This is a genomic window from Parabacteroides johnsonii DSM 18315 (genome assembly GCF_025151045.1).
GTDB lineage: Bacteria > Bacteroidota > Bacteroidia > Bacteroidales > Tannerellaceae > Parabacteroides > Parabacteroides johnsonii.
Genome location: NZ_CP102285.1, coordinates 213,484 through 233,694 on the forward strand (window position 1 = coordinate 213,484; position 20,211 = coordinate 233,694).

Genomic DNA, 20,211 nt, shown 5'->3' on the forward strand with positions numbered 1-20,211 from the left:
GGCTTCCGAACGGAGGGAAGAAAAAAACAAGATGTTTAATTACTTAAAACGAAAAAGTTATGAAGATTCAATTTGCAATCGTTCGGTCGGAAAACGTGAATTATTTGTGTTACAAGGTAGATGACGTGTATGTGAATGCCAGTAATCCCATGATAACCTTTACCGTCGGCGAAGATGAATTTGAAATCGTAGAGCCGGACGAATCTCTCATGCGGAAAGAATACGAGTTCCGAGGAGAACGTTATTACCTCGTCCCCAGATTTTACCCGAACGGTTGGTTAGCGCTCACGTTGGAGTTGGTAGAAGACCAAGACGAGTATATCGTGCTGTCGGTCAATTTGGAAGCAATGGACGCACTCGATTTGCCCGACCGTACTTTCATTGATGTCAATCACTATCCGGAAGTTATGGAGTTCCTGACTGCAAACGGATTGGCGACCGATTCCGGCTACAAACGCAGAAGCGGATTCGTGGAATACCCGATGGTCATGCTGAACTTGCCGTTGCTTTACCAGCACGCCCCGCAGACCTTCCAAAAAGCGAACATCTGCTTGTTCGAGTAAATTATATATGTTCTCTAAATAGATAAGCGATATGAACAAAGAAGAAAAAGTAAACCTGCTGACCGCTTGGTTGGCCGAAGTGGTTGCAGAGAAGAAAGCGCACGACGAGCCTTGTGCCGTCACTTTTCTTTCTGCTAACGAAGTGCAGATGTCGGAAACCGTGAACGGAAGTATGCCGACGAACAAGGTCTATCCGGGAAATCCGCTGAAAAGCCTGCTGCGTACCATCGTCAAATGCTATTATGCGGACGAGGAAAAACATTGGTTGGAAATGGTCGCCACCGAATATGCGGAGTTGCCCGACGAACCGGACGAGCTGGAGAAAGTCTATTCCCCGGCGCTGTGCCCCGAACATATCTATCATGCGCTCCGTGAGCTGAAAGCACTGGTAGCCGATAATTGAGAACAGAAACCGCACCGGCAGCGATACTCGGTGTGGTTTCCCCCTTTCCGCTTTCGTTCATTGCTCGATGAAAGTCGTTCAGCACCGTCCGCCACCGGCACGCATTGTCCTTTTGTAGCTTACCGCCCGGATACCCCGCCACCGCCCGTTTCCTTTTCTATCTGCCTTTTCCCTTTTATAGCAGCAAGAGCCGCCGATTTCTCCCGTCTGGCTCTCCTTACCGTCACCGCATAGGTTTTATCGCTGCAAAGGTAGGCTGTCGTGCCTGTTCCGCTGTTTTGAAGTGCATTTCTTGCAAATTCTTCCTTGCCGGGCAAGAGTAATTGGCAAGAAAAAACAGCGGGAGAGGCTTTCCCGACAGCCTTTTGATGCACCATAAAACCCGAAGCGGCTCCGGAATAAGGAAGCCGAACAGAGGGAAGAAAAACAACAATCATTAAAATTTAAGATTATGGACAACGAAATTCGAGAAAGCAAAGAGTACAAGCTCGCCAAAGAGTGGGAAATGGCGGTAAACAGTTACAACTTCAACCCGAAACGCTTCGCGGCAGCGATTCCCGACATGCACCCCACATTACAACAAAGCCTTTATCGGCTGATTAGAGAGTGTATCAAAGTGATGGCGGACGACAGCCGTAGATACGACGACCGCAACAGAGCTTCGCACGAGGAAGCTAAAGCTATCATGGAATACCTCGATAAACATGGATACAATATACCATTAAGATAATAGCGATATGAAAACAGAAGAATTGAAATTTGACGGCACCACCTACCGTTGCCGCGTAGTGAAATCAAATGAGAACGAAGAACTGCTGATTGCCCCGACAGCTTTGCTCGACGCCTTGCAACCGGGCAGCTTCGATGACGAGAACGAAGGCTTTGCTGGTGAAGAAGCCGAAAGGATCTACGACGAGGTGTTCTATTTCACCGATGCGGAAAACCTTAAACTCTCTGACAACGAATTGATCGAGGTGCTGAAAGAGGATAACCCCGATTGGTTCGACTGAAACAAAGTATCAAATAATCACTTAAATAGCAATGGAATGATGAAAAAAGAATATGTAATGCAGGTCGTAGAGACCATCAGGGAACTGCTGGTAGCATTAGTCCCTACGAACGCCCTTATCTCTTGGGGACTCAAAGGCTTCATAGCCACGGTATTCGAAAATATGCCCGCACTGAAATTCTACGTCAGTGGGAGGATGTACACCGGGTTCGTCATCATCGCACTGAATGGTTCGAACCATTATGCCGTCTATCTCCAGAACGACACGGGCACGGAGTGCGTACATGATGAAGTGTGTTTCGACGAGCTGGGCGAATTGCTCGATTGTCATATCTCCTGACCGACCGCAGCGCACCGGTAGGGGATGTGTGTAGATCACCGAAGGCGTGTCATAATCCGTAAAGCACGGCGTTATGATGCGCCTCCTTTTTCTGTCCCTTTCTGAATGCTGCCGGAGAGTGAACGATAAGATAAGTTTTGCAGAATAAATCTTATGTTATCCTCTCTCAACCTATTCGATAGCTTATTATTATTTAATGAAAAAACGGGAGCAATGTCGCTGCCGTGTAATACGTAAAATTATGATAATAGGTTATTTGAGAGTTAGCACGAGCAAACAGCATCTGGCTAACCAACAGGACGAAATCCGGCGTTTCGCCGACAGTAGGAATCTTCGTGTCGATCATTGGGTGACGGAAATTGTCAGTGGCAAGAAAAAACGGGCTGACCGCAAGCTCGGCGGGCTGCTCCAACGCATGAAAAGCGGTGACACGCTGATCGTGACGGAAGTGTCTCGGTTGAGCCGGACATTGACCGACATCATGTCCATCATGGGTAAATGTCTGGAAAAGGGCATTAACCTGTACACGACCAAGGAAGGCTACTCGTTCGACAACACCATCAACAGCAAAGTGCTCTGCTTCGCCTTCGGGCTTGTGGCGGAGATAGAGCATAACCTGATTTCGTTGCGGACGAAAGAAGCCCTCGCCTTGAGAAAAGCCGAAGGTACCGTGCTTGGCAGGAAAAAAGGCAGCTACACCAAGACGAATGTGCTTATCGAGAACCGTCGCATCATTATCGGCATGTTGAAACGAGACTGCTCGGTTGCCGATATATGCAGACGCTTCGACATCTCGCGGGACGCGTTCGCCAAGTTTCGCAAACAGTACAAGGATGTCATGAAAGCCTTGAACGAGAAAGAGGAGAGGAGAAGAGTGAGGGCGTTGTACAGGCAGGGTTTTTAGGAAGGTGAACTACCGTGACAAGGTAGGGGAACGGACTACGTGCCGGAGCAGCCAACATCGACCGACGACTACAAGGCAGGAGAGATTGCGAAAGACATGGTTGTTACCAACATCAACAACCGACAATATACATTCATGGGCGTCGAACTCGGCCTGTGCAACGGCAACAGCTTGGAATACAAAGAGCGCAAAGTGAAGGTGCGTTTCAAGCAGACCGGTACGGGGCAGCAGTCGGACGAATTCGAAATCACCCAGACAAGATATTATACCGAAATGCTGGGTAACTGCACCTATTACCAGTTCGGGCGCAAAGACCCGATGCTCCCGTTGTTCTATGACGATGAAGCGTACAATCTGGATAAGGATCAATATGGCCCATTACAATACAAGTTCACTTTCGTTGACGAATCAGTGACTGGTACAGGGAAGGTCGCTATTAACCTCGGCATACAGCACCCCTATCATTTCCATTATGTTAGATCCGCATATGACGACTGGTGTTCAACACCTTATCATAACCTTTGGAACGCTACCCAAACGACCGCCGGAGCGACCGACAAGGTGGTCAAAACCATTTACGACCCCTCACCAGTAGGTTATTGTGTGCCGCCTGCAAATGCGTTCACGGGAGTCACGCATAATGGCAACGGCGTTTCGGAGGCCCCTGCTTACTCGTATGGCAAAATCAATTCGCCTTACAAGCAATATTATAACGAGTTTACAAACAATGCGGGGTGGATATTCTATTGCAGTAAAATGAATGGGCTGTTGAACTGGGACAATAGCGGCGGTACGATTTTCTATGGATGTCACGGCTATCGTTATGCCGGTAGCGGACATGGCGGACTTAACGGCAATTATTGGTCGGCCAATCCGAATAATGCGAAAACATCCTATTACCTGCATTTCACCCAAACACAAGTTGCGCCTAAATATACCCAAGAATGTCGTGCCTACGGCTATTCGGTGCGCCCCGTGCGTGAGACCCCATAGAGCTGCGCTGCTCCGGCAAGACCGCATGGTTATATATGATATAAGGATTGTGATGACCGCTCCTGCCCGAATGCACTTGTTACACAAGCGGGCGGTCATCGCGATTTTCTTGTTCTTGGATTCCTTCGGACGAGATTCCTGATAGAGGTTGTTCTGTCGTTTTTGCAGACTGTATGCCTCTTCCGGCATAATGGGTATTTATTTCCCCCGTTTTTGTGATAATATTTCGTATATGTCCTTGGCGTAGCTTCTTCCTATGGGAATGGTTCTCTCAAGCCCTTGGAGGTGTATTTCCTGCTTGGAAAACCGGCTGACCTTGTTTATCGGAATCAGGAACGAACGATGTATCCTCAGAAATTCGTTTTTTGGTAACATTTCATGGAGTGCCTTTATATTGAGTCTGGAAATGATGTTTTCTCCATCTATCCGGAATATCCTGCTGTAATTCTCCATCGCCTCAATATAAAATATATCGGAAACAGGTACGGTTATACTGCTGTAATCCTGCTTTACAACAATAGTTTCCTGCCGTGATTCCGTAAGGCTTTCAATATGTGGTATGGCTTTCTCCACGGCCCTCTCGAAACGTTCATAGGCTATGGGCTTATGCAGGAAATCCACGGCGTCCAGATTGAAGCCGTCCAGTGCGTATTTGGCATGTGCGGTAGTGAAGATAAGGGTACATTCCGAAGGCAAGGCTTTTGCCACATCCAGACCGTTGAGACCGTTCATTTCAATATCAAGAAATACCAAGTCCGGTCTTGTCCGCATGATTTCTTCGAGTCCGATGCGGGGATCACAGAAAGTGGTGATTTCCATATCTCCCCTTCTTTCACAGAACTGCTGGATAACAAGCAATGCGATGGGTTCATCGTCTATGGCCACACATTTGATTTTTCTCATGAAAGCTGTATGATTAATTTCGTTATGAACTCCCGTTTGTTCTCATCCTTTTCCGTAAGCAGCGTGAAACGTTCCGGATAAAGCAGTTTCAGGCGCTTTCGGCAATTTTCTATACCTATGGAAGGAGTATCCTGCTCTTTTTCTCTCATAATGGAATTGTGTGTCTTAAAAAGCAGCGTACCGTCTTCTACAACAATTCGTATAAGTATGGTACAATCTTCGGAAGAAGACGTCCCGTACTTGAATGCGTTCTCCACGAAGGTAATCAGGATCATGGGAGGAATCTTGATGTTATCCTGATCTGTGCTGCTCTCGAATATGACCTTGGTATGGTCGTTGAGCCGTAACTGTTGCAATTCGACATACTGGCGTATATATTCTATTTCACTTTTTATGTCTATTTTCTCCACGGAGGCATTATGGTACATATACTTGAGGATATTGGAGAACTTGACGAAAGCGGATTCGGTCTGGTCGGATTTGGTTATGACCAGACCATACAGGGTATTGAGGGTGTTGAACAGGAAATGGGGATTTATCTGCGCCTTGTACATGGCCAGTTCGGCACGGTTCTTCTCCGCTTCTATTTCCTGACGGGCAAGCATCTGGCGGAAAAGTTCGAAGGTGACTTCAATAGCCAGTCCGAATCCGGATATGATAAGGAAAAAGAACCATACGGTCTGGGAATGAAGATGACGGCGGAAATCCAGCGGCAGTTTGGAATGGGAGTTTTCCGGCAGGGGAAAATGTGTCATCAGCTCGGTCACGAGCAGGAGAGTGACGACTGTCATTATGATCCTCCCATACCTTTTGCGCATGAAAAGTGACGGGATATTGACCTTACGGTACACGAAATAAAGCAGATAAAGGTATATGACCAGTGTCACTACAAAAGCGGGCTGGGTTACAAACCACTTGTCCACCGGGACAAGCAGTATGGTCAGGGGCAATATGACCAGGCAAAAAAGCAGGTCCACACAGAGGGTTATCCCGGGATATGCCGCTGTCCCCCTCATTATTTTCTTTATTCCTTCCAGAAGCATCTGAACTCTATATCTTTTTGAATGATTGAACATTAGATTGTTTCTGCAAAGATAATTCTTTGTTCTCATACCTCCAAAAGCCGGAGCATTGTCGTTCGTCAACACATTTCCGTCGTTCATCAACACATTCTTAGAATATAGATAAAATCTTTTTAGATTTGCCGCCAACCGTTTCGGGAGGACTAATTTTAATTCAATAACAATAAATAAACAGGAAAAATGAAAGGCTTCTTCATTTTATTATCAGTTGCGGCATTACTATCTTCGTGCAGTTCTAAACAACAGCAAGAACCGGGTGCCAAGTACAAGACGCTTCGCGTGGAATTTTCTGACCAGACACTGAAAAACGGATATGCAGCCAGTCTGCGGGGCCGGCAGTATGTTGAGATACGTCCGCAGGTGGACGGTATCATTACAGAGATTCGTTTGAACGAGGGTGACGTGGTAAAAAAGGGACAAGTGTTGTTCGTCATTGACCAGGTTCCTTATAAGGCCGCGCTTGAAACGGCGATAGCCAACGTAAAGAGTGCTGAATCCCGTCTGGCTACCGCGCGGCTTACGGCAGAGAGCAAGGAGGAACTCTTCCGGGAGAACGTGGTCTCCGAATTTGATCTCCAAACCGCCCGTAACTCTCTTGCAGAGGCTCAGGCCACTCTTGCCCAAGCCCGGGCGGAGGAAACCAATGCACGTAATAACTTGTCTTATACAGAGGTTAAAAGTCCCGTCAACGGGGTTGCCAGCATGATCCCTTATCGTGTGGGCGCTCTTGTGGGTAGCAATATTACAGAACCGTTGGTAACAGTTTCCGATGACGAGAGCGTTTATGCCTATTTTTCGATGAACGAGAACCAGATATTGGACTTGGTACAACAATACGGCTCGCTTCAGAAAGCGATGGACGGGATGCCCGATGTGGAGCTGACCTTGAGTAACGGCAAGGCATATTCCCATTCCGGTAAAATCAATGCGGTGAGTGGAACCGTGGATGAAGGTACGGGTGCGGTGAGTCTGCGTGCGGAGTTTGCCAACCCGGAGAAACTGCTCCGTAACGGTGGTAGCGGTACGGTATTCGTCCCTTCGCACCGTGACAGCGTGATTGCCATTCCCCAGGCTGCCACTTATGAATTACAGAACCGGGTCTTCGTATATAAGGTGGTTGACGGCAAGGCCAAATCAACTCCGGTCGAAGTGTTCCGTTTGAATAACGGGACGGAATATATTGTCGAGTCCGGCCTGCTTCCCGGCGATGTGATTATTGCCGAAGGTGCCGGTCTTGTACGCGAGGGAACCGAGATAGAAACTCACACGACCACTAATGAATAAGCTGTGCCATGAAAATAAGGACTTTTATTGATAGACCTATTTTGGCGGGTGTAATCTCCGTCCTCATTCTTATATTGGGTATTATCAGCCTTGTTCAGCTGCCGGTCGAACAGTTTCCCGAAATCGCACCGCCTACGGTAAGCGTGCAGGCCAACTATACGGGTGCCAATGCCGAGACCGTGCAGAAGAGCGTTGTGGTGCCTCTGGAAGAAGCTCTCAACGGTGTGGAGAACATGATGTACATGACCTCGTCAGCTACCAATGCCGGAATGGCGAATATCCGTATTTATTTCCGTCAGGGGACAGATCCGGATATGGCAACGGTAAACGTGCAGAACCGTATTGCTTCCGCACAAGGGTTGCTCCCGGCCGAAGTTACCCGAAGCGGTATTACGGTGCGTAAACGCCAGACCAGTAATATCAAGGCTCTGGCCCTATACAGCCCGGACAATTCGTTCGATGAGAAATTCCTGAACAATTATTTGAAAATTAACATCGAGCCCCGTCTGGCTCGTATAGCCGGTGTGGGTGAGGTGAATGTAATGGGATCGGACTATTCGTTACGCATCTGGCTTGATCCCGGCAAGATGGCACGTTACGGCCTTGTTCCGAGCGACATCACGGCAGTTCTTGACGAACAGAATCTGGAGGCTCCGACCGGTACTTTAGGTACTGAATCGGAAAACACTTTCCAATACGTGCTCAAATACCGTGGCCGTTATGAATTTGAACAGGATTACGAGAATATGGTCATCAAGTCCCTTCCCGGTGGTGAGGAACTGAAGCTGAAGGATGTGGCCACTATCGAATTGGGATCGCGTACTTACACTTATATCGGTGAGGTGAACGGGCATCCGGGTTCCAACTGTATGATTGCCCAGACATCGGGTTCTAATGCCAATGAAATTATCGAGGAAATCGACAAGGTGGTGGAGGATATTCGGGAAACCCTTCCCAAGGGTATGGAAATAGCTGACCTGATGAGTACGAAGGACTTTCTTGACGCGTCCATCAAAAATGTCATCAAGACTCTTATCGAGGCTATAGTCCTTGTTATTCTGGTGGTATATGTATTCTTGCAGAGTTTCCGTTCCACATTTATACCTGCCGTTTCAATCATCGTTTCCCTGATCGGTACTTTTGCTTTTCTGGCCGTGGCAGGTTTTAGTTTGAATATGCTGACCCTTTTCGCTTTAGTGCTGGTAATCGGTACGGTGGTGGACGATGCGATAGTCGTCGTCGAGGCGGTGCAGGCGAAATTCGATGAAGGGTATAAGTCCCCTTATCTTGCCACCATAGATGCCATGAGCAATATAACCTCCGCTTTGGTAACCACTACTTTCGTCTTCATGGCGGTATTCATTCCCGTATCTTTCATGGGGGGTACGACCGGTACGTTCTATACCCAGTTCGGTCTTACGATGGCCGTGGCGGTAGGTATTTCCCTGCTTAATGCCATGACCCTTAGTCCGGCTCTTTGTGCGCTTATCATGACTCCGCACGCGGATACCGGCAGTGGAGAGAAGATGAGTTTCTCCTCGCGTTTCCACGTCGCTTTTGATACGGCTTTCCACCGTGTTGTGATGAAATATAAAGGCGGTGTGTTTTTCATGCTCAAACGTAAATGGCTGGCTGCCGTATTGCTGGTAATAGCCGGTACCGGACTCTTTTTCCTGATGAAAACGACCAAGACGGGACTTGTACCTCAAGAGGACATGGGCACGGTTTTCATAGATGTACGTACTTCTCCCGGAAGCAACTTGGCGGAAACACAGTTTGTGATGGATGAGATCAACCGCCGTATCAAGGACATTCCGCAAATCCGCATGTTCTCCAAGATTACGGGTAACGCCATGATTAGCGGGCAGGGAGCGGCCAATGGTATGTTCATAGTCCGTCTTCAGGATTGGAGTGAACGGACAGAAAAAGGAGATGACATCAATTCTGTAATATCTGAAATCTACCGCCGTACAGCCGACATCGCTTCGGCCGACATTATGGTCTTTGCTCCCCCTATGATTCCGGGATATGGTGTGAGCAGTGGTTTTGAAATCTATGTACAAGACCAAAAAGGAGGGAAAGTAGAAGATTTACTGTCCATAACCCGGCAGATGATCGACAAGCTGAATGCCCGTCCTGAAATTGCACGTGCCACAACTTCGTTTGATACCAAGTTCCCGCAATACCTTGTGGAGGTGGACGCTTCCCGTTGCAAGCGTAACGGCATTTCTCCATCCGATGTGCTTTCCGTGTTGTCCGGCTATATTGGCGGTAACTATGCTTCCAACATGAACCGATTCTCCAAGCTATATCGTGTGATGGTACAGGCTTCTCCCGAATATCGCTTGGATACAGAGGCTCTGAACAATATGTTTGTACGGAATGATGAAGGTGAGATGAGTCCCGTAGGACAATATCTGAAACTTACACGTGTATATGGAGCCGAGACACTTTCCCGTTTCAACCTTTTCTCGGCTATCAATGTCAACGGTATTCCGGCTGACGGTTACAGTACCGGGCAGGCTATCCAGGCAGTACGTGAGGTGGCGGCGGAGACGCTGCCGGCCGGTTACGGCTATGAGTTTGGTGGCATGTCGCGTGAGGAGGCTTCAACGGGAAGTTCCACGACCGTTATCTTTATCATTTGTGTAGTGTTCATATACTTGATCCTGTGTGCCCTTTATGAGAGTCTCTTTGTTCCGATTGCGGTTATCCTTTCTGTTCCCTTTGGTCTTGCCGGAAGTTTCCTTTTTGCCAAGATGTTCGGTCTGGAAAATAACATTTATCTGCAAATCGGTTTGTTGATGTTGATAGGACTTTTGGCCAAGACGGCAATCCTGCTTACGGAATATGCTTCGGAACGCCGTCGTCAGGGTATGAGCATTTCTCAGGCAGCGGTGTCTGCCGCCCAAGTTCGTCTGCGTCCGATTCTGATGACCTCGCTGACAATGATTTTCGGTATGCTTCCGCTGATGTTCGCTTCGGGTGTGGGAGCCAATGGTAATATCTCTATCGGTGTGGGTACGGTCGGCGGTATGTTGATCGGTACGGTTGCCCTGCTTTTTATTGTGCCGGTACTTTTTATCGTATTCCAATATTTGCAGGAACGTCTTATGCCTGAACGCCAGTTGCCGAATTTGGAAGAAAAAGATCAATAAACAGAATATATTTGTACAATGAAGAAAATAATTATCTATATATGCTTGTCGGTGGTATTGGGCGGATGCTCAATCTACCGTCCCTACAAGCGGCCTGACGTGGCGGTCGTGGACAGCCTTTACCGCCGGCAGATTTCGCCTGCCGACAGTGCCGCTTCCATTGCCGACCTTTCGTGGAAAGAGTTGTTTACAGACCCACAATTACAGAAACTTATTGAGAGAGGTCTTCGCAATAATTCCGATCTGGGCATTGCCCGCCTGCGTGTCAAAGAGGCCGAGGCGCTTCTTAAATCGGCACGTCTTTCCTATTTACCGTCCGTCAACCTTAGTCCTCAAGGGACAATAAGTAAGGCGGAACATGGAAAGACAACCAAGACATACGATCTGGCGGCTTCGGCGAGCTGGGAGATTGATATTTTTGGTAAGCTGACAAATGCCAAACGGGAAGCCCGTGCTGTTCTGGAACAGAGCGAAGCCTATCGTCAGGCTGTACAAACCCAGTTGATAGCCACTATTGCCAACAATTATTACACCTTGCTGATGTTGGATGAACAGCTTAATATCAGCCGTCGTACAGCCGAGAACTGGAATGAAAATCTGCGTGTAATGAAAGCCCTTAAAAGGGCGGGACAGACTACCGATATGGCTGTGGCACAGACTGAAGCTGGTAAATTATCCGTAGATGCCTCACTGCTTTCGCTTGAACGGCAGATTACCGAGTTGGAAAACACCTTATCATCATTACTGGGATCTGCTTCGGGCGACATCACACGTTCGACGCTTTCCGGCCAGTCTTTTCCCGACACGCTTTTAGTGGGGGTACCGTTACAACTTCTGCAACGCCGTCCGGATGTACGACAGAGCGAGGCTGCATTGGCGGCCGCGTTCTATGTAACAAACCGGGCCCGGTCTGCATTCTTCCCGTCAATTACGCTTTCGGGTTCTGCCGGATGGACGAATGCGGCGGGTGCCGCAATCACCAATCCCGGTCAATGGCTGTTTTCTGCTGTCGGTTCGCTTATACAGCCACTTTTCAATCGGGGACAGAATATAGCTAATTTGAAAGTTGCCAAGGCACAGCAGGAAGAGGCATTGCTGTCTTTCCGGCAAAGTCTGCTCGATGCCGGTACGGAGGTAAATAATGCCCTGGTGCAATGGCAGACGGCAAGGGGAAGACTGAAACTTGACGAGCAACAGGTTGTCGCCCTGACATCAGCTGTGCGTAGTGCGGAATTGTTGATGAAACATAGTTCGCAGAATTATCTTGAGGTATTAACAGCCCGCCAGACATTGTTGCAGGCTGAACTGGATGCAGCTTCGGATCGTTTCGACGAGATACAGGGAGTCATCAATCTCTACCGCTCACTGGGTGGTGGGAGTGAATAATGGTTCATATCGAGGATTGTACTTTTCACGTGGATGGCAAATCGCTTTATGAAGGCTTTTTGACAGAACATCTCAAGTGGGAGATTGCAAAGAAATCCCAGAAGACCGGCAGATAGCAGTCTTCTGGGATTTTCTGTATGAATATAAATATGCTGGACGAGTGAGTATTAAATTTGAAAGGCGTTCACTTCGCAAAATCAGGTGGTGGAATCCGAAAAACCATCGGAGGCGCTCGGAATATGGGGATTCCAACCGAGGTATTTATCTAAAAATCCTCTATATTTGCAACATTAGACAGATATTTGGTTATGAGGTATAAAGATAAGACAACAACATTGGGAATACGGATGGCGGTATGGCTGTCGGCGTTCCTTTTTGTGACGGGCTGCTCGTCAGGAAAACGGTATAACCTGACTGCCGAACCGAATTATTCGCTCGGCACGATGTGGTTCGATGCGCCAGTGGATACGTCGGCACAGGTCGATGTGTTCTACATTGCCCCGACTTGTATTTGGGACTGGAAGGATCAGGATGGCAAGACCTACTACCACATGGACGTCGATAACCCGAAACAGCGAGGTCGGGTGGACGGTTCCATACGCTTGGCTCATGCCTTGTTCGGCAAATATTGCCGGTTCTATTCTCCTTACTATCGTCAGGTTACGATGCAGTCGTGGACGGTTGCGCCCGAAGAAACAGAACGCAGGTACGCAGTTGCCCACGAGGACGTGGTACGGGCATTCGATTACTACATGACGCATTGCAATGCCGGGCGTCCTTTCATTCTCGCCGGGCACAGCCAGGGAGCGAAAGCGGTCATCGAACTGCTGAAACACTCTCTTACGCCCCAGCAGCATGAAAATATGGTCGCCGCTTATGCATTCGGCTATACCGTCAGCCGGCAGGAGTTGGAGAAATATCCATTATTCCGTCCTGCCCGCGACTCGCTGGATTGCGGGGTATTGATCTGCTACAACAGCGTTTCCTCGCCGGGGGCCGTTTCTCCGTTGTTTGGCGAGAATGCGGTCTGCATCAATCCGCTTAGCTGGCGCACGGACACGGCCTATGCCCCGACTGGGCGGCATATCGGTGCGGTATTCTTCGACGGCAAAGGTGGGATGGATACCCTGCGCCACCGCATCGGGGTACGGATTGACAAAAACACCCGTACTTTAATCGTGGACGGTTTGGATGACGACGCCTATTACATTCCGAGTATCGGGGAGCTGTTTCCGAAAGGAAATTACCATGTTCAGGAGCTGAATCTCTATTTTCTGAATGTGCAGCAGAACATCGCACAGCGGATTGCGGCCTTCCGGAGCGAGTGAAGCCGAAAAGGAGGAAAAGCAGACAAATAAAAACAATAGGAATATATAGACACTGTAATTTGTAGTTACCAATTATAGGTACATACGACAACCGGACAGATACATCACACTGTATTTGTCCGGTTTTTTTGCAGTTAGGAAACCTTCTGGTGTCATTGATTAAAGCCGACCCTCTTTACTTATTCTTTTCTCTGACCAGCTCGATAGACTCCTTACCCGTCATGTGTTCGATGTCGATCTTCACCATCAGCAAATGATTGAAACTCTTGGTTATTTCATCTGACAAGCCCGCTTCGCCGTGAGAGTATTTGTCAGCCAGCAAATTCAGGGCGGCACGTTTTTCCGTTTCGTCCGTTAAAATGCCAGCTCTCCCGAAGACAATCACACTCCGGAAGTAGGTAGTAAACTCGGCAGGTTTGATATTGTCCTGTTCCACAACACAGAACGACACTTTCTCATTTCGCATAATGGCGTCCACCTTGTGTCCTTTCATTGCACAGTGGAAGTAGATTTTGCCATCGGCATAGACATAACTGATAGGAACGGCATAAGGATAACCTTCGTCCCCGTGAAGAGCCAAAGTCCCGTTTGTCATTTTCTCAAGAATCGCTATGCTCTCCTCATGTGGTAACAACTGTCGTTTACGACGCATTTCTCTGAACATACTACTGAAATTTAACGTTAAACCATTTTTAAGCCGATAATGGAAGCTATCAGCGTTACAATAAAGAACAGGCGGAGGAACGAGACTGGTTCATGAAAGAACACGATGCCAAGTACAACCGTACCCACCGCACCGATGCCTGTCCATACCGGATAGGCCGTACCTATGGGCAATGTCTGCACCGCCTTGGCCAACAGTACCATACTCAATGTAAGACTTACAAGGAATCCGGCACCCCAAAGGTAGTATTCCATGCCGGTTACTTCTTTCATCTTCCCCAAACAAAAAGCAAAGCCGGATTCAAAGAATCCGGCAACAATCAGAATAATCCAGTTCATACGGCTTTCTTAATTTATTTATGACAAAATGTAAAAGTAATTGCAAATTTACGGGTTTTTATTCATATCGTATTTTGTCTGACCGAAAATTAGGTTCAACACAACGTTTTTTTATATACGCCCGCTTCGGCTTTCCTTACAGCAAGAGTGCCCTCTATGCTGTAGGTGCAGGCAGCGGGGATGGTGTTTCCGGGCCTTGATTCGGACGAATATCCGGTGGCGGTGGAGGAACATCTTTCTTGTGCGAACGAGGTGGTGGAGATGTCTCCGGTCTGTGTCCCGGCCGGGGGCGTTCATGCGGTTTCGGCCCTTTCTTATGGTGAGGTTTCGGTCGTTCGTGCAGATGATGCGCCGGAGGAGGAGACGAATGATGAAGGCGGCGGGTAGCGCATGAAGTAACAAGCATCACTGACAAGACAGCGAGCAGGACTGATGACAATATTCGTTTCGCTTTCATTGTTTTACCATATTCAAAAGTGACACAAAAAAACATCTGATCCGGATGGAACACATACCGGTACGGGTGCTTCACGGAAAAATCCGTTTGACCGAATGCAAAATTATGAAACTATGCGAATTAAGCAAGAAATAGCAGGGGTATTTTTGCTTTTTTATACGGTGCGACTGACGTTGCCGGAAGGATTGTCGAATATGGCGGCTGCCGCAAAATCTACGATAGCTTGAAAAGAGGGAGAAAGAGCGGTCATACTTTCTATGAAACGGAATGTATTCGCGGGACATGGAGCGTGCGAGAGCTGCACTTCCAGATTGTTTCCAATCTTCATGTTCGTATCGTTTTGTCGGAGGATAAAATGAAACCGATTATGCTTACGAATAGCAAGGTGGAACGAAACTCTCCGATTCTTCAGATACGTGATCCCTATACGTTCGAGTTTCTCGGTCTCTAAGCCAAAGACGGTTCTTACGGAAAGCGACATTAAGGAAGCCTTGATTGTGCATTTGCAGGAGTTTTTGCTGGAATTAGGGAAAGGGTTCTGTTTCGAAACATGCCAGAAACGCATCATCATAGACGGATAGTTTTATTTTGCAGACCTCGTTTTCTACAATCTCCTGCTTCATTGTACTATTATCGTAGGTTTGAAAAAGTGTATAGGACAGTTGAACGCCTATGTCAATTATTATGCCGAGAATGAAATGCAGCCGGGTGACAATCCACCGGTAAAAATTTTGCTTTGTACGCGCAAAGGGAAGAAGATGGTGGAATACGCCCTTGGTAATATGGATAATCAGCTTTTTGTTCCGACATATTAGTTGCAGTTGCCAGACCGTCGGCAATTAGAACAGTTCTTGATGGATGAATGTCAGAATTAGCCATCGGAAGAGTGAAGTATTTCCGTAATATAAAAACACCTGCAATAATTTCGTGGCTATTGCAGGTGCTTGATTTATTTCGCTCCGCGCTTGTTCAGCACGTCCTTTATCATCTCCTTCACGTCTTGCCCTACCTGCACGAAGTTTTTATACAGAATGCGTTCCCGCTCGTCCCGCGATTTGAACGTGTAGAACTTCGGCAGCGGCACATACGCGGCTTCCTCTTTCTTTATTTCCTTCATGTCGAAGTCTGTTTTACAGAAGAACTTCGAGGTTTTGAACTCGTCCGCTTCCTGAACGTTCATCGAGCCGCCTATGCCGGTCTTGGTCTTGATGAAATCCCTCGCCGTCTGCCCGCAGATCCAGCCGGTCGGCATGTCCGAAATCTTCGAGGCGGGCACGAGGCTGTCCATATTTTCGTTCAGGTTGATACTCGTCTTGTCCCGGTCTATCGTGACCCCTTTCTTGATCTGTACCACCTTGCCGAAGATGTCGCCTGACAACCACTCCAAAGTCTCTTTGGCACGTGCCGAGCCGCTCACCACATTACCTACTGTCGTAATGATTTTCTGCATACCCACCTTTCCGTAATCGGCCTCCAACTGCGGCAACTCCTGAAAGCCGAGCGTTACGCTCACCTTGTTGCTGCGTGCCGTACCGATCAGACGGTCGATTTTATGGAAATAGAGCGTCGGCAGCTCATCGACGATGATACTCACGGGGACATTCTTTCCCTGCCCCGTATTCACACGGGTCACGAGGCGGTTCAGGATAAGGGCGTTCAGCGCCCCGATGATACTCTCCATCTCCGGGTCGTTCGCTATCAGCAGATAGCTCGGATTCTTCGGGTCGCTCACCTTCAGGTCGAAGTCGTCGCCGTCCCGGTGGAATATCCAATAGCTCTCTTTGGTCGCCAGACGCGAAGTATAGACACGCAGCGTACCGATCATACCCTCAAGTTGTTCCATCGCCTTGTTCTTGAATGCTGTTTGGAACGGGCCGAGCAGCGGGGCCACCTCGTTGTCCGTTTCCAGCACCTCGAAGATGGTTTGGTAGCTCTCGTTCAAGAACGACAGGATATGCGGCATATCCGAGTATTTGCCTAACCAGTAGGCCGGTTCCACGATTTCGCCGCCCTCGCGGTCGCGCACCACGCCCGTCGGCTTCCAGAACTTTGTTTCGGGGTCTTGCCGTTTCTCCGCGTACAGCATCTTGCCGTTGGCATCGTAAGGCTCGCGTTCGTAGTTCACGAAGAAGTAGATGCAGGCGGCCAGAAAGTTCACCGCCGAGGTCTGGAAGAACTGGTCGCTGCCGCCGCCGCCCTCTTTCTTACCTTTCTGCAAGGATTCCAGCAACGTTTCCGCTGTCTCGCTCGCCGCTGCAAGGTTGTTGATGTACTTCGCCTGAATGGGGTTCACCCGGCGGCTGTACTCCACGTCCACGAAGTTTATCATGTTGAATTTGCACCCTTTGGGCACTTTGCCGAGCTTCTGATTCTTCTTGAAATGGTAGTACAGTTTCGTGGCCAGTGTCGGAAACTTGTAATCATATACCACCATCGCGAAACCTTTGGCCGAATGTTGCCTGATAAACGGTTCAATCAGCGAAAATGTCTTACCGCTACCCGGAGTTCCGACTACCCAAGTTCCTCTAAAACAGTTAGTTATGTTAATAAAACCTTTTCTGAATTTTTGCTTATAGTAGTATCGCATCGGGATATTTACGCTATATTCGTTCTCTATCAATTCCTCGCATTGTTCGAAACTTTCGTTTTCAAAATTGAAGCGGTCTTTCATCAACCCTTCTTTCAGGAATTTAGAGATATTGTCGAGGGCGATATGCATGAGAACCACGCCCACGACGGACGTGGCCATATAGAAGATGATATTCAGCCTCAATGTGTAGAAGCGTATATCCATCGGATGATTGAACAGCCATACGGAGAGGACAAGCAGGAATATGCCGCTGACCAGCGGGTACAACACCTGCCTGCGGGCGTCGAACTCCAGATGTTTTTTACTCCGTGTCCCGATACAGGTAATGCAGATCAGCAGCACCGTGGCGACCTTGCTGTACACGAGGTTGCCGTCGTTATATATCATCCACCGTTTGATACGCCCGTGGATGTCGCAAAGTATGCCGCCCCAGTGGTCGAGTGTGGCAGGGTCTATGGCATATTCGAAAAATTCCATCAGCACGGATACATAGATGACCGTGCGGAATATCTTGTAAAATCCTTGTAATTCTTTGCTCTCTTCCATCTATAATTGCTGTATATATTTGACTTATAGGAAGTAACTTTCATACTTTATTTCTGGTTTATACATACGGAGGACATGGCGGGGCAGCGTTGCGCCTCGTTATGCGAAGCCATGCGGAACATGGCCGCCGTTATCGGCTTATCGGTTTAATGTGATGATGGGTCTCACCTTGTGAACCTTTGTCTTCGGGGTCTCCTGCATGGCGCCGCTGCCCATCGAGTAAAGCCATGCCTTTTCCGCCTGCTGGCCTTCTACCTCTGTGGATGTCCAGTACCAACAGTTTTCATCGTTCTGTGGTAGCGGAGTGCCGCCGCATTTCTCTATCATCGGATTGATAATGTCTTGGGCTGCGTACAGCAGACGCATTTGTGCTACGGAAGGGACGTATGCGCTTTGCCCGTACCACCACATGCCGAAGACTGCTTCGGCCATAGGCGAGGCGACATCTTCCGTACTATGCAAGGCATAAGTGTTCGTGTTCCCGTCATGGGCCTCGATGTCGGCCGACGTACCTTGTTCCACGCCGAGACTGTCGGCAAAGGCCGCTGGTTCGATGTCCCACAGATAGACGGCATACCCGTACCCCTCACTCTTGCCTTCCTGATGGGTGTCGAAAACAATCCCGATGGCCTGTTTTCCCGATTGCTCGTACTCGTTGTACGGCATGGTTTTACCGTCCACACAGAGGACATGGCCGGGACGTACCGCCGTGTCGGGAACCTCGATATGTGTGTCGCAGGCGGTCAAAGCGCCGGCCATCAGGAGAACCGGCAGGATTTGGCACACCTTTCTGATAATTTTCTCTTTCATCTTTCCCTTATTTTATTGGTAGTTTTACACCGAGGACGATACCCGTCCGAAACAAGTCCGCCCCCTTTATCATCATGTCGCTTTTCACCTGCCAGTACAATGTCCAGCCGGAGCGCAGCACGTAATTATGCTCGTAACCGAAATGCAGCCCGGCAAGGAATTTGTTCGTATCGCTGCCTGCCGAAGCGCCTATGCGCAGGTTTCCGTAGTGGTTGCGTCCCCGCACGACGCACGGCTTGTAAGCCACCCCGAAGCCGTAGGTACGGTAGTTCCGCCAGAAGGATTCCGGACAGATATGGCCGCAGGTGACGCACTCCGTCCATTGCAGGTAGCCGTTGGCGAAGAACTCCCACGCATGGCGGTAGTTCATTTCATGCTCGTAAGCGAGCGTCATGTCCAGCCCGTTCTTGTATAGCGCTCCGACACCGAGTGAGAGGCGTCCGCTGTTGCGCTGTGCGTTGGCGCTCATGGCAAAGCACACGCAGGCAATAAGTAGGATAACCGTCTTTCTCATCGTCATTCCTCCTCTAATAAGTCCGCATGGAACGAATCGGCCGAAAGGACGTCTTCGTAGTCGATGTTCAGGCTGATGTTACGACCGCTGATCTGTTTCTCCGTCATCTCGATAGTCAGCAGCTTGTCGTTGGGAAAAGTCATCTTCTTGATGACGATTACGTTCCGGTAGCCGTGCCGGAATGTCTTGCCCGGTTCCAACACCAGCGCGGGCGACAGCTCGATGGTCTGGGCATTGGTGGCCTTGGTCAACTTCTTATCCGCGAGCTTTACCCGAATTTCGTCGATGTCGAAACGGATATTCGTCCTGTTCTCGATGGAGAAGTCGATAAAGAAGTAGTCGCCCACGGCGTAGATGTTGTTCAGCCGCATCGTCATACGGTGCGCCTTGGTCGCCACGTTGCGGATCTTTGCGGGCGAGTTCCATACGCGCCTTGCAAAACGTGTCATGTCTGCGGTGGACATCGAGATCGCCGGATTGTTGTAGGCGTCCCGTTCCTGCAACTGGATTTCCTTGTCGGTCACGGCCTCTTGTACCCGTGTCGTATAGAGCAGCGCATACTGCGTGCGGTAACGTTCCGTCACGATGGTTACGATGGCCAGCACCTCGCCGTCCTCGTGCCCGGCCTCTTTGGGTTTCAGCCGGATGATGTTGTCGAGCGGTTGGTCGCCCGCTACTTTATCGGTAGAGATGTCCACGAAACGAATCGGCTCCGAAGCCGTGATGACCGTTGTCACCTGCTCGTTGACCGTGAGTTGTTCCATCTCTTCATAGGTTCGCTGTGCCAGCGCATCACGGCTCGTGAACAGACCGGCTGCGAGAAAAAATACCGTTATCGTCCTTTTCAAATTCATATTCATATCATTGTTTCTGTTGATTCCTCTTGTTTACTCTTTTCCTCATTTCGCCTCATTCCTGCGTTCCATCTCTTCCCGGATT

General features: G+C 48.9%; 21 protein-coding genes and 1 pseudogene. 13 read left to right on the forward strand and 9 right to left on the reverse strand.

The genetic code is table 11. The annotated features are described in order from the left end of the window. The first annotated feature begins 59 nt into the window (after positions 1-59). Complete coding sequence (locus NQ564_RS01040; RefSeq protein WP_008151989.1) at positions 60-563, forward strand: DUF4313 domain-containing protein; 504 nt, start codon at positions 60-62, stop codon at positions 561-563. Positions 564-594: 31 nt separating this feature from the next. Continuing rightward, positions 595-966, forward strand: a complete 372-nt coding sequence (locus tag NQ564_RS01045; protein ID WP_008151988.1) for a hypothetical protein — start codon at positions 595-597, stop codon at positions 964-966. A gap of 119 nt (positions 967-1,085) precedes the next feature. Here the strand turns inward: NQ564_RS01045 and NQ564_RS01050 are convergent, their stop codons facing one another. Continuing rightward, entirely contained in the window at positions 1,086-1,403 is a 318-nt protein-coding gene (locus tag NQ564_RS01050; protein ID WP_008151986.1) for a hypothetical protein, read from the reverse strand. 14 nt (positions 1,404-1,417) lie between these two features. On the opposite strand from NQ564_RS01050, the gene NQ564_RS01055 reads away from it, so the two are divergent. The 5 genes from NQ564_RS01055 to NQ564_RS01075 all read left to right on the forward strand — a co-directional run bounded on the left by NQ564_RS01055 (position 1,418) and on the right by NQ564_RS01075 (position 4,212). Further along, the gene (locus tag NQ564_RS01055) at positions 1,418-1,696 is read left to right on the forward strand and encodes a hypothetical protein (RefSeq protein WP_008151984.1); all 279 of its coding nucleotides are present in this window, start codon (positions 1,418-1,420) and stop codon (positions 1,694-1,696) included. Positions 1,697-1,703: 7 nt separating this feature from the next. Next, on the forward strand, positions 1,704-1,976 hold the full coding sequence (locus NQ564_RS01060) for a hypothetical protein (protein ID WP_129649707.1): 273 nt from the start codon (positions 1,704-1,706) through the stop codon (positions 1,974-1,976). A 36-nt stretch (positions 1,977-2,012) separates the two neighbouring features. Beyond that, positions 2,013-2,315, forward strand: coding sequence for a hypothetical protein (locus tag NQ564_RS01065; protein ID WP_008151978.1), 303 nt, complete (start codon positions 2,013-2,015; stop codon positions 2,313-2,315). A 241-nt stretch (positions 2,316-2,556) separates the two neighbouring features. After that, on the forward strand, positions 2,557-3,219 hold the full coding sequence (locus NQ564_RS01070; protein WP_008151976.1) for a recombinase family protein: 663 nt from the start codon (positions 2,557-2,559) through the stop codon (positions 3,217-3,219). 39 nt (positions 3,220-3,258) lie between these two features. Then, a complete protein-coding gene (locus NQ564_RS01075) occupies positions 3,259-4,212 on the forward strand; it encodes a fibrobacter succinogenes major paralogous domain-containing protein (RefSeq protein WP_008151975.1) in 954 nt (317 codons plus the stop codon). 198 nt (positions 4,213-4,410) lie between these two features. On the opposite strand, the gene NQ564_RS01080 is transcribed toward NQ564_RS01075, so the two are convergent. Together NQ564_RS01080 and NQ564_RS01085 are read right to left on the reverse strand one after the other, a co-directional pair. Further along, positions 4,411-5,115 (reverse strand): LytR/AlgR family response regulator transcription factor, encoded by a 705-nt coding sequence (locus NQ564_RS01080; protein WP_008151973.1) that lies wholly within the window; start codon positions 5,113-5,115, stop codon positions 4,411-4,413. Continuing rightward, positions 5,112-6,158, reverse strand: a complete 1,047-nt coding sequence (locus tag NQ564_RS01085) for a sensor histidine kinase (RefSeq protein ID WP_039848399.1) — start codon at positions 6,156-6,158, stop codon at positions 5,112-5,114. Before NQ564_RS01085 ends, NQ564_RS01080 begins: the two co-directional genes overlap by 4 nt. Before the next feature lie 219 nt (positions 6,159-6,377). Between NQ564_RS01085 and NQ564_RS01090 the strand changes: the two genes are divergently transcribed. From NQ564_RS01090 to NQ564_RS01105, 4 genes are all read left to right on the forward strand, one after another. Continuing rightward, entirely contained in the window at positions 6,378-7,481 is a 1,104-nt protein-coding gene (locus NQ564_RS01090) for an efflux RND transporter periplasmic adaptor subunit (protein ID WP_008151968.1), read from the forward strand. Positions 7,482-7,489: 8 nt separating this feature from the next. Further along, a complete protein-coding gene (locus NQ564_RS01095) occupies positions 7,490-10,639 on the forward strand; it encodes an efflux RND transporter permease subunit (protein WP_008151966.1) in 3,150 nt (1,049 codons plus the stop codon). Between the two features lie 18 nt (positions 10,640-10,657). Then, complete coding sequence (locus NQ564_RS01100) at positions 10,658-12,025, forward strand: efflux transporter outer membrane subunit (protein ID WP_008151964.1); 1,368 nt, start codon at positions 10,658-10,660, stop codon at positions 12,023-12,025. Between the two features lie 308 nt (positions 12,026-12,333). Further along, a complete protein-coding gene (locus tag NQ564_RS01105) occupies positions 12,334-13,353 on the forward strand; it encodes a DUF3089 domain-containing protein (RefSeq protein ID WP_008151960.1) in 1,020 nt (339 codons plus the stop codon). A 175-nt stretch (positions 13,354-13,528) separates the two neighbouring features. Here the strand turns inward: NQ564_RS01105 and nim are convergent, their stop codons facing one another. Together nim and NQ564_RS01115 are read right to left on the reverse strand one after the other, a co-directional pair. Then, on the reverse strand, positions 13,529-14,017 hold the full coding sequence (gene nim / locus NQ564_RS01110) for a NimABCDEF family 5-nitroimidazole reductase (RefSeq protein ID WP_008151958.1): 489 nt from the start codon (positions 14,015-14,017) through the stop codon (positions 13,529-13,531). Between the two features lie 17 nt (positions 14,018-14,034). Then, a complete protein-coding gene (locus NQ564_RS01115; protein WP_008151956.1) occupies positions 14,035-14,355 on the reverse strand; it encodes a DMT family transporter in 321 nt (106 codons plus the stop codon). A gap of 180 nt (positions 14,356-14,535) precedes the next feature. On the opposite strand from NQ564_RS01115, the gene NQ564_RS01120 reads away from it, so the two are divergent. Next, positions 14,536-14,742 (forward strand): hypothetical protein, encoded by a 207-nt coding sequence (locus NQ564_RS01120; protein ID WP_129649711.1) that lies wholly within the window; start codon positions 14,536-14,538, stop codon positions 14,740-14,742. Positions 14,743-15,065: 323 nt separating this feature from the next. Beyond that, positions 15,066-15,627: pseudogene (locus tag NQ564_RS01125) on the forward strand (PDDEXK nuclease domain-containing protein); the annotation flags it as partial. 134 nt (positions 15,628-15,761) lie between these two features. Here the strand turns inward: NQ564_RS01125 and NQ564_RS01130 are convergent. From NQ564_RS01130 to traN, 4 genes are all read right to left on the reverse strand, one after another. Beyond that, the gene (locus NQ564_RS01130) at positions 15,762-17,948 is read right to left on the reverse strand and encodes a type IV secretory system conjugative DNA transfer family protein (protein ID WP_129649713.1); all 2,187 of its coding nucleotides are present in this window, start codon (positions 17,946-17,948) and stop codon (positions 15,762-15,764) included. 138 nt (positions 17,949-18,086) lie between these two features. Then, on the reverse strand, positions 18,087-18,758 hold the full coding sequence (locus tag NQ564_RS01135; RefSeq protein WP_008151940.1) for a DUF1566 domain-containing protein: 672 nt from the start codon (positions 18,756-18,758) through the stop codon (positions 18,087-18,089). Between the two features lie 7 nt (positions 18,759-18,765). Beyond that, a complete protein-coding gene (locus tag NQ564_RS01140; protein WP_008151938.1) occupies positions 18,766-19,278 on the reverse strand; it encodes a hypothetical protein in 513 nt (170 codons plus the stop codon). Beyond that, complete coding sequence (traN, locus tag NQ564_RS01145) at positions 19,275-20,126, reverse strand: conjugative transposon protein TraN (RefSeq protein WP_039848397.1); 852 nt, start codon at positions 20,124-20,126, stop codon at positions 19,275-19,277. Before traN ends, NQ564_RS01140 begins: the two co-directional genes overlap by 4 nt. Positions 20,127-20,211: the final 85 nt, after the last annotated feature.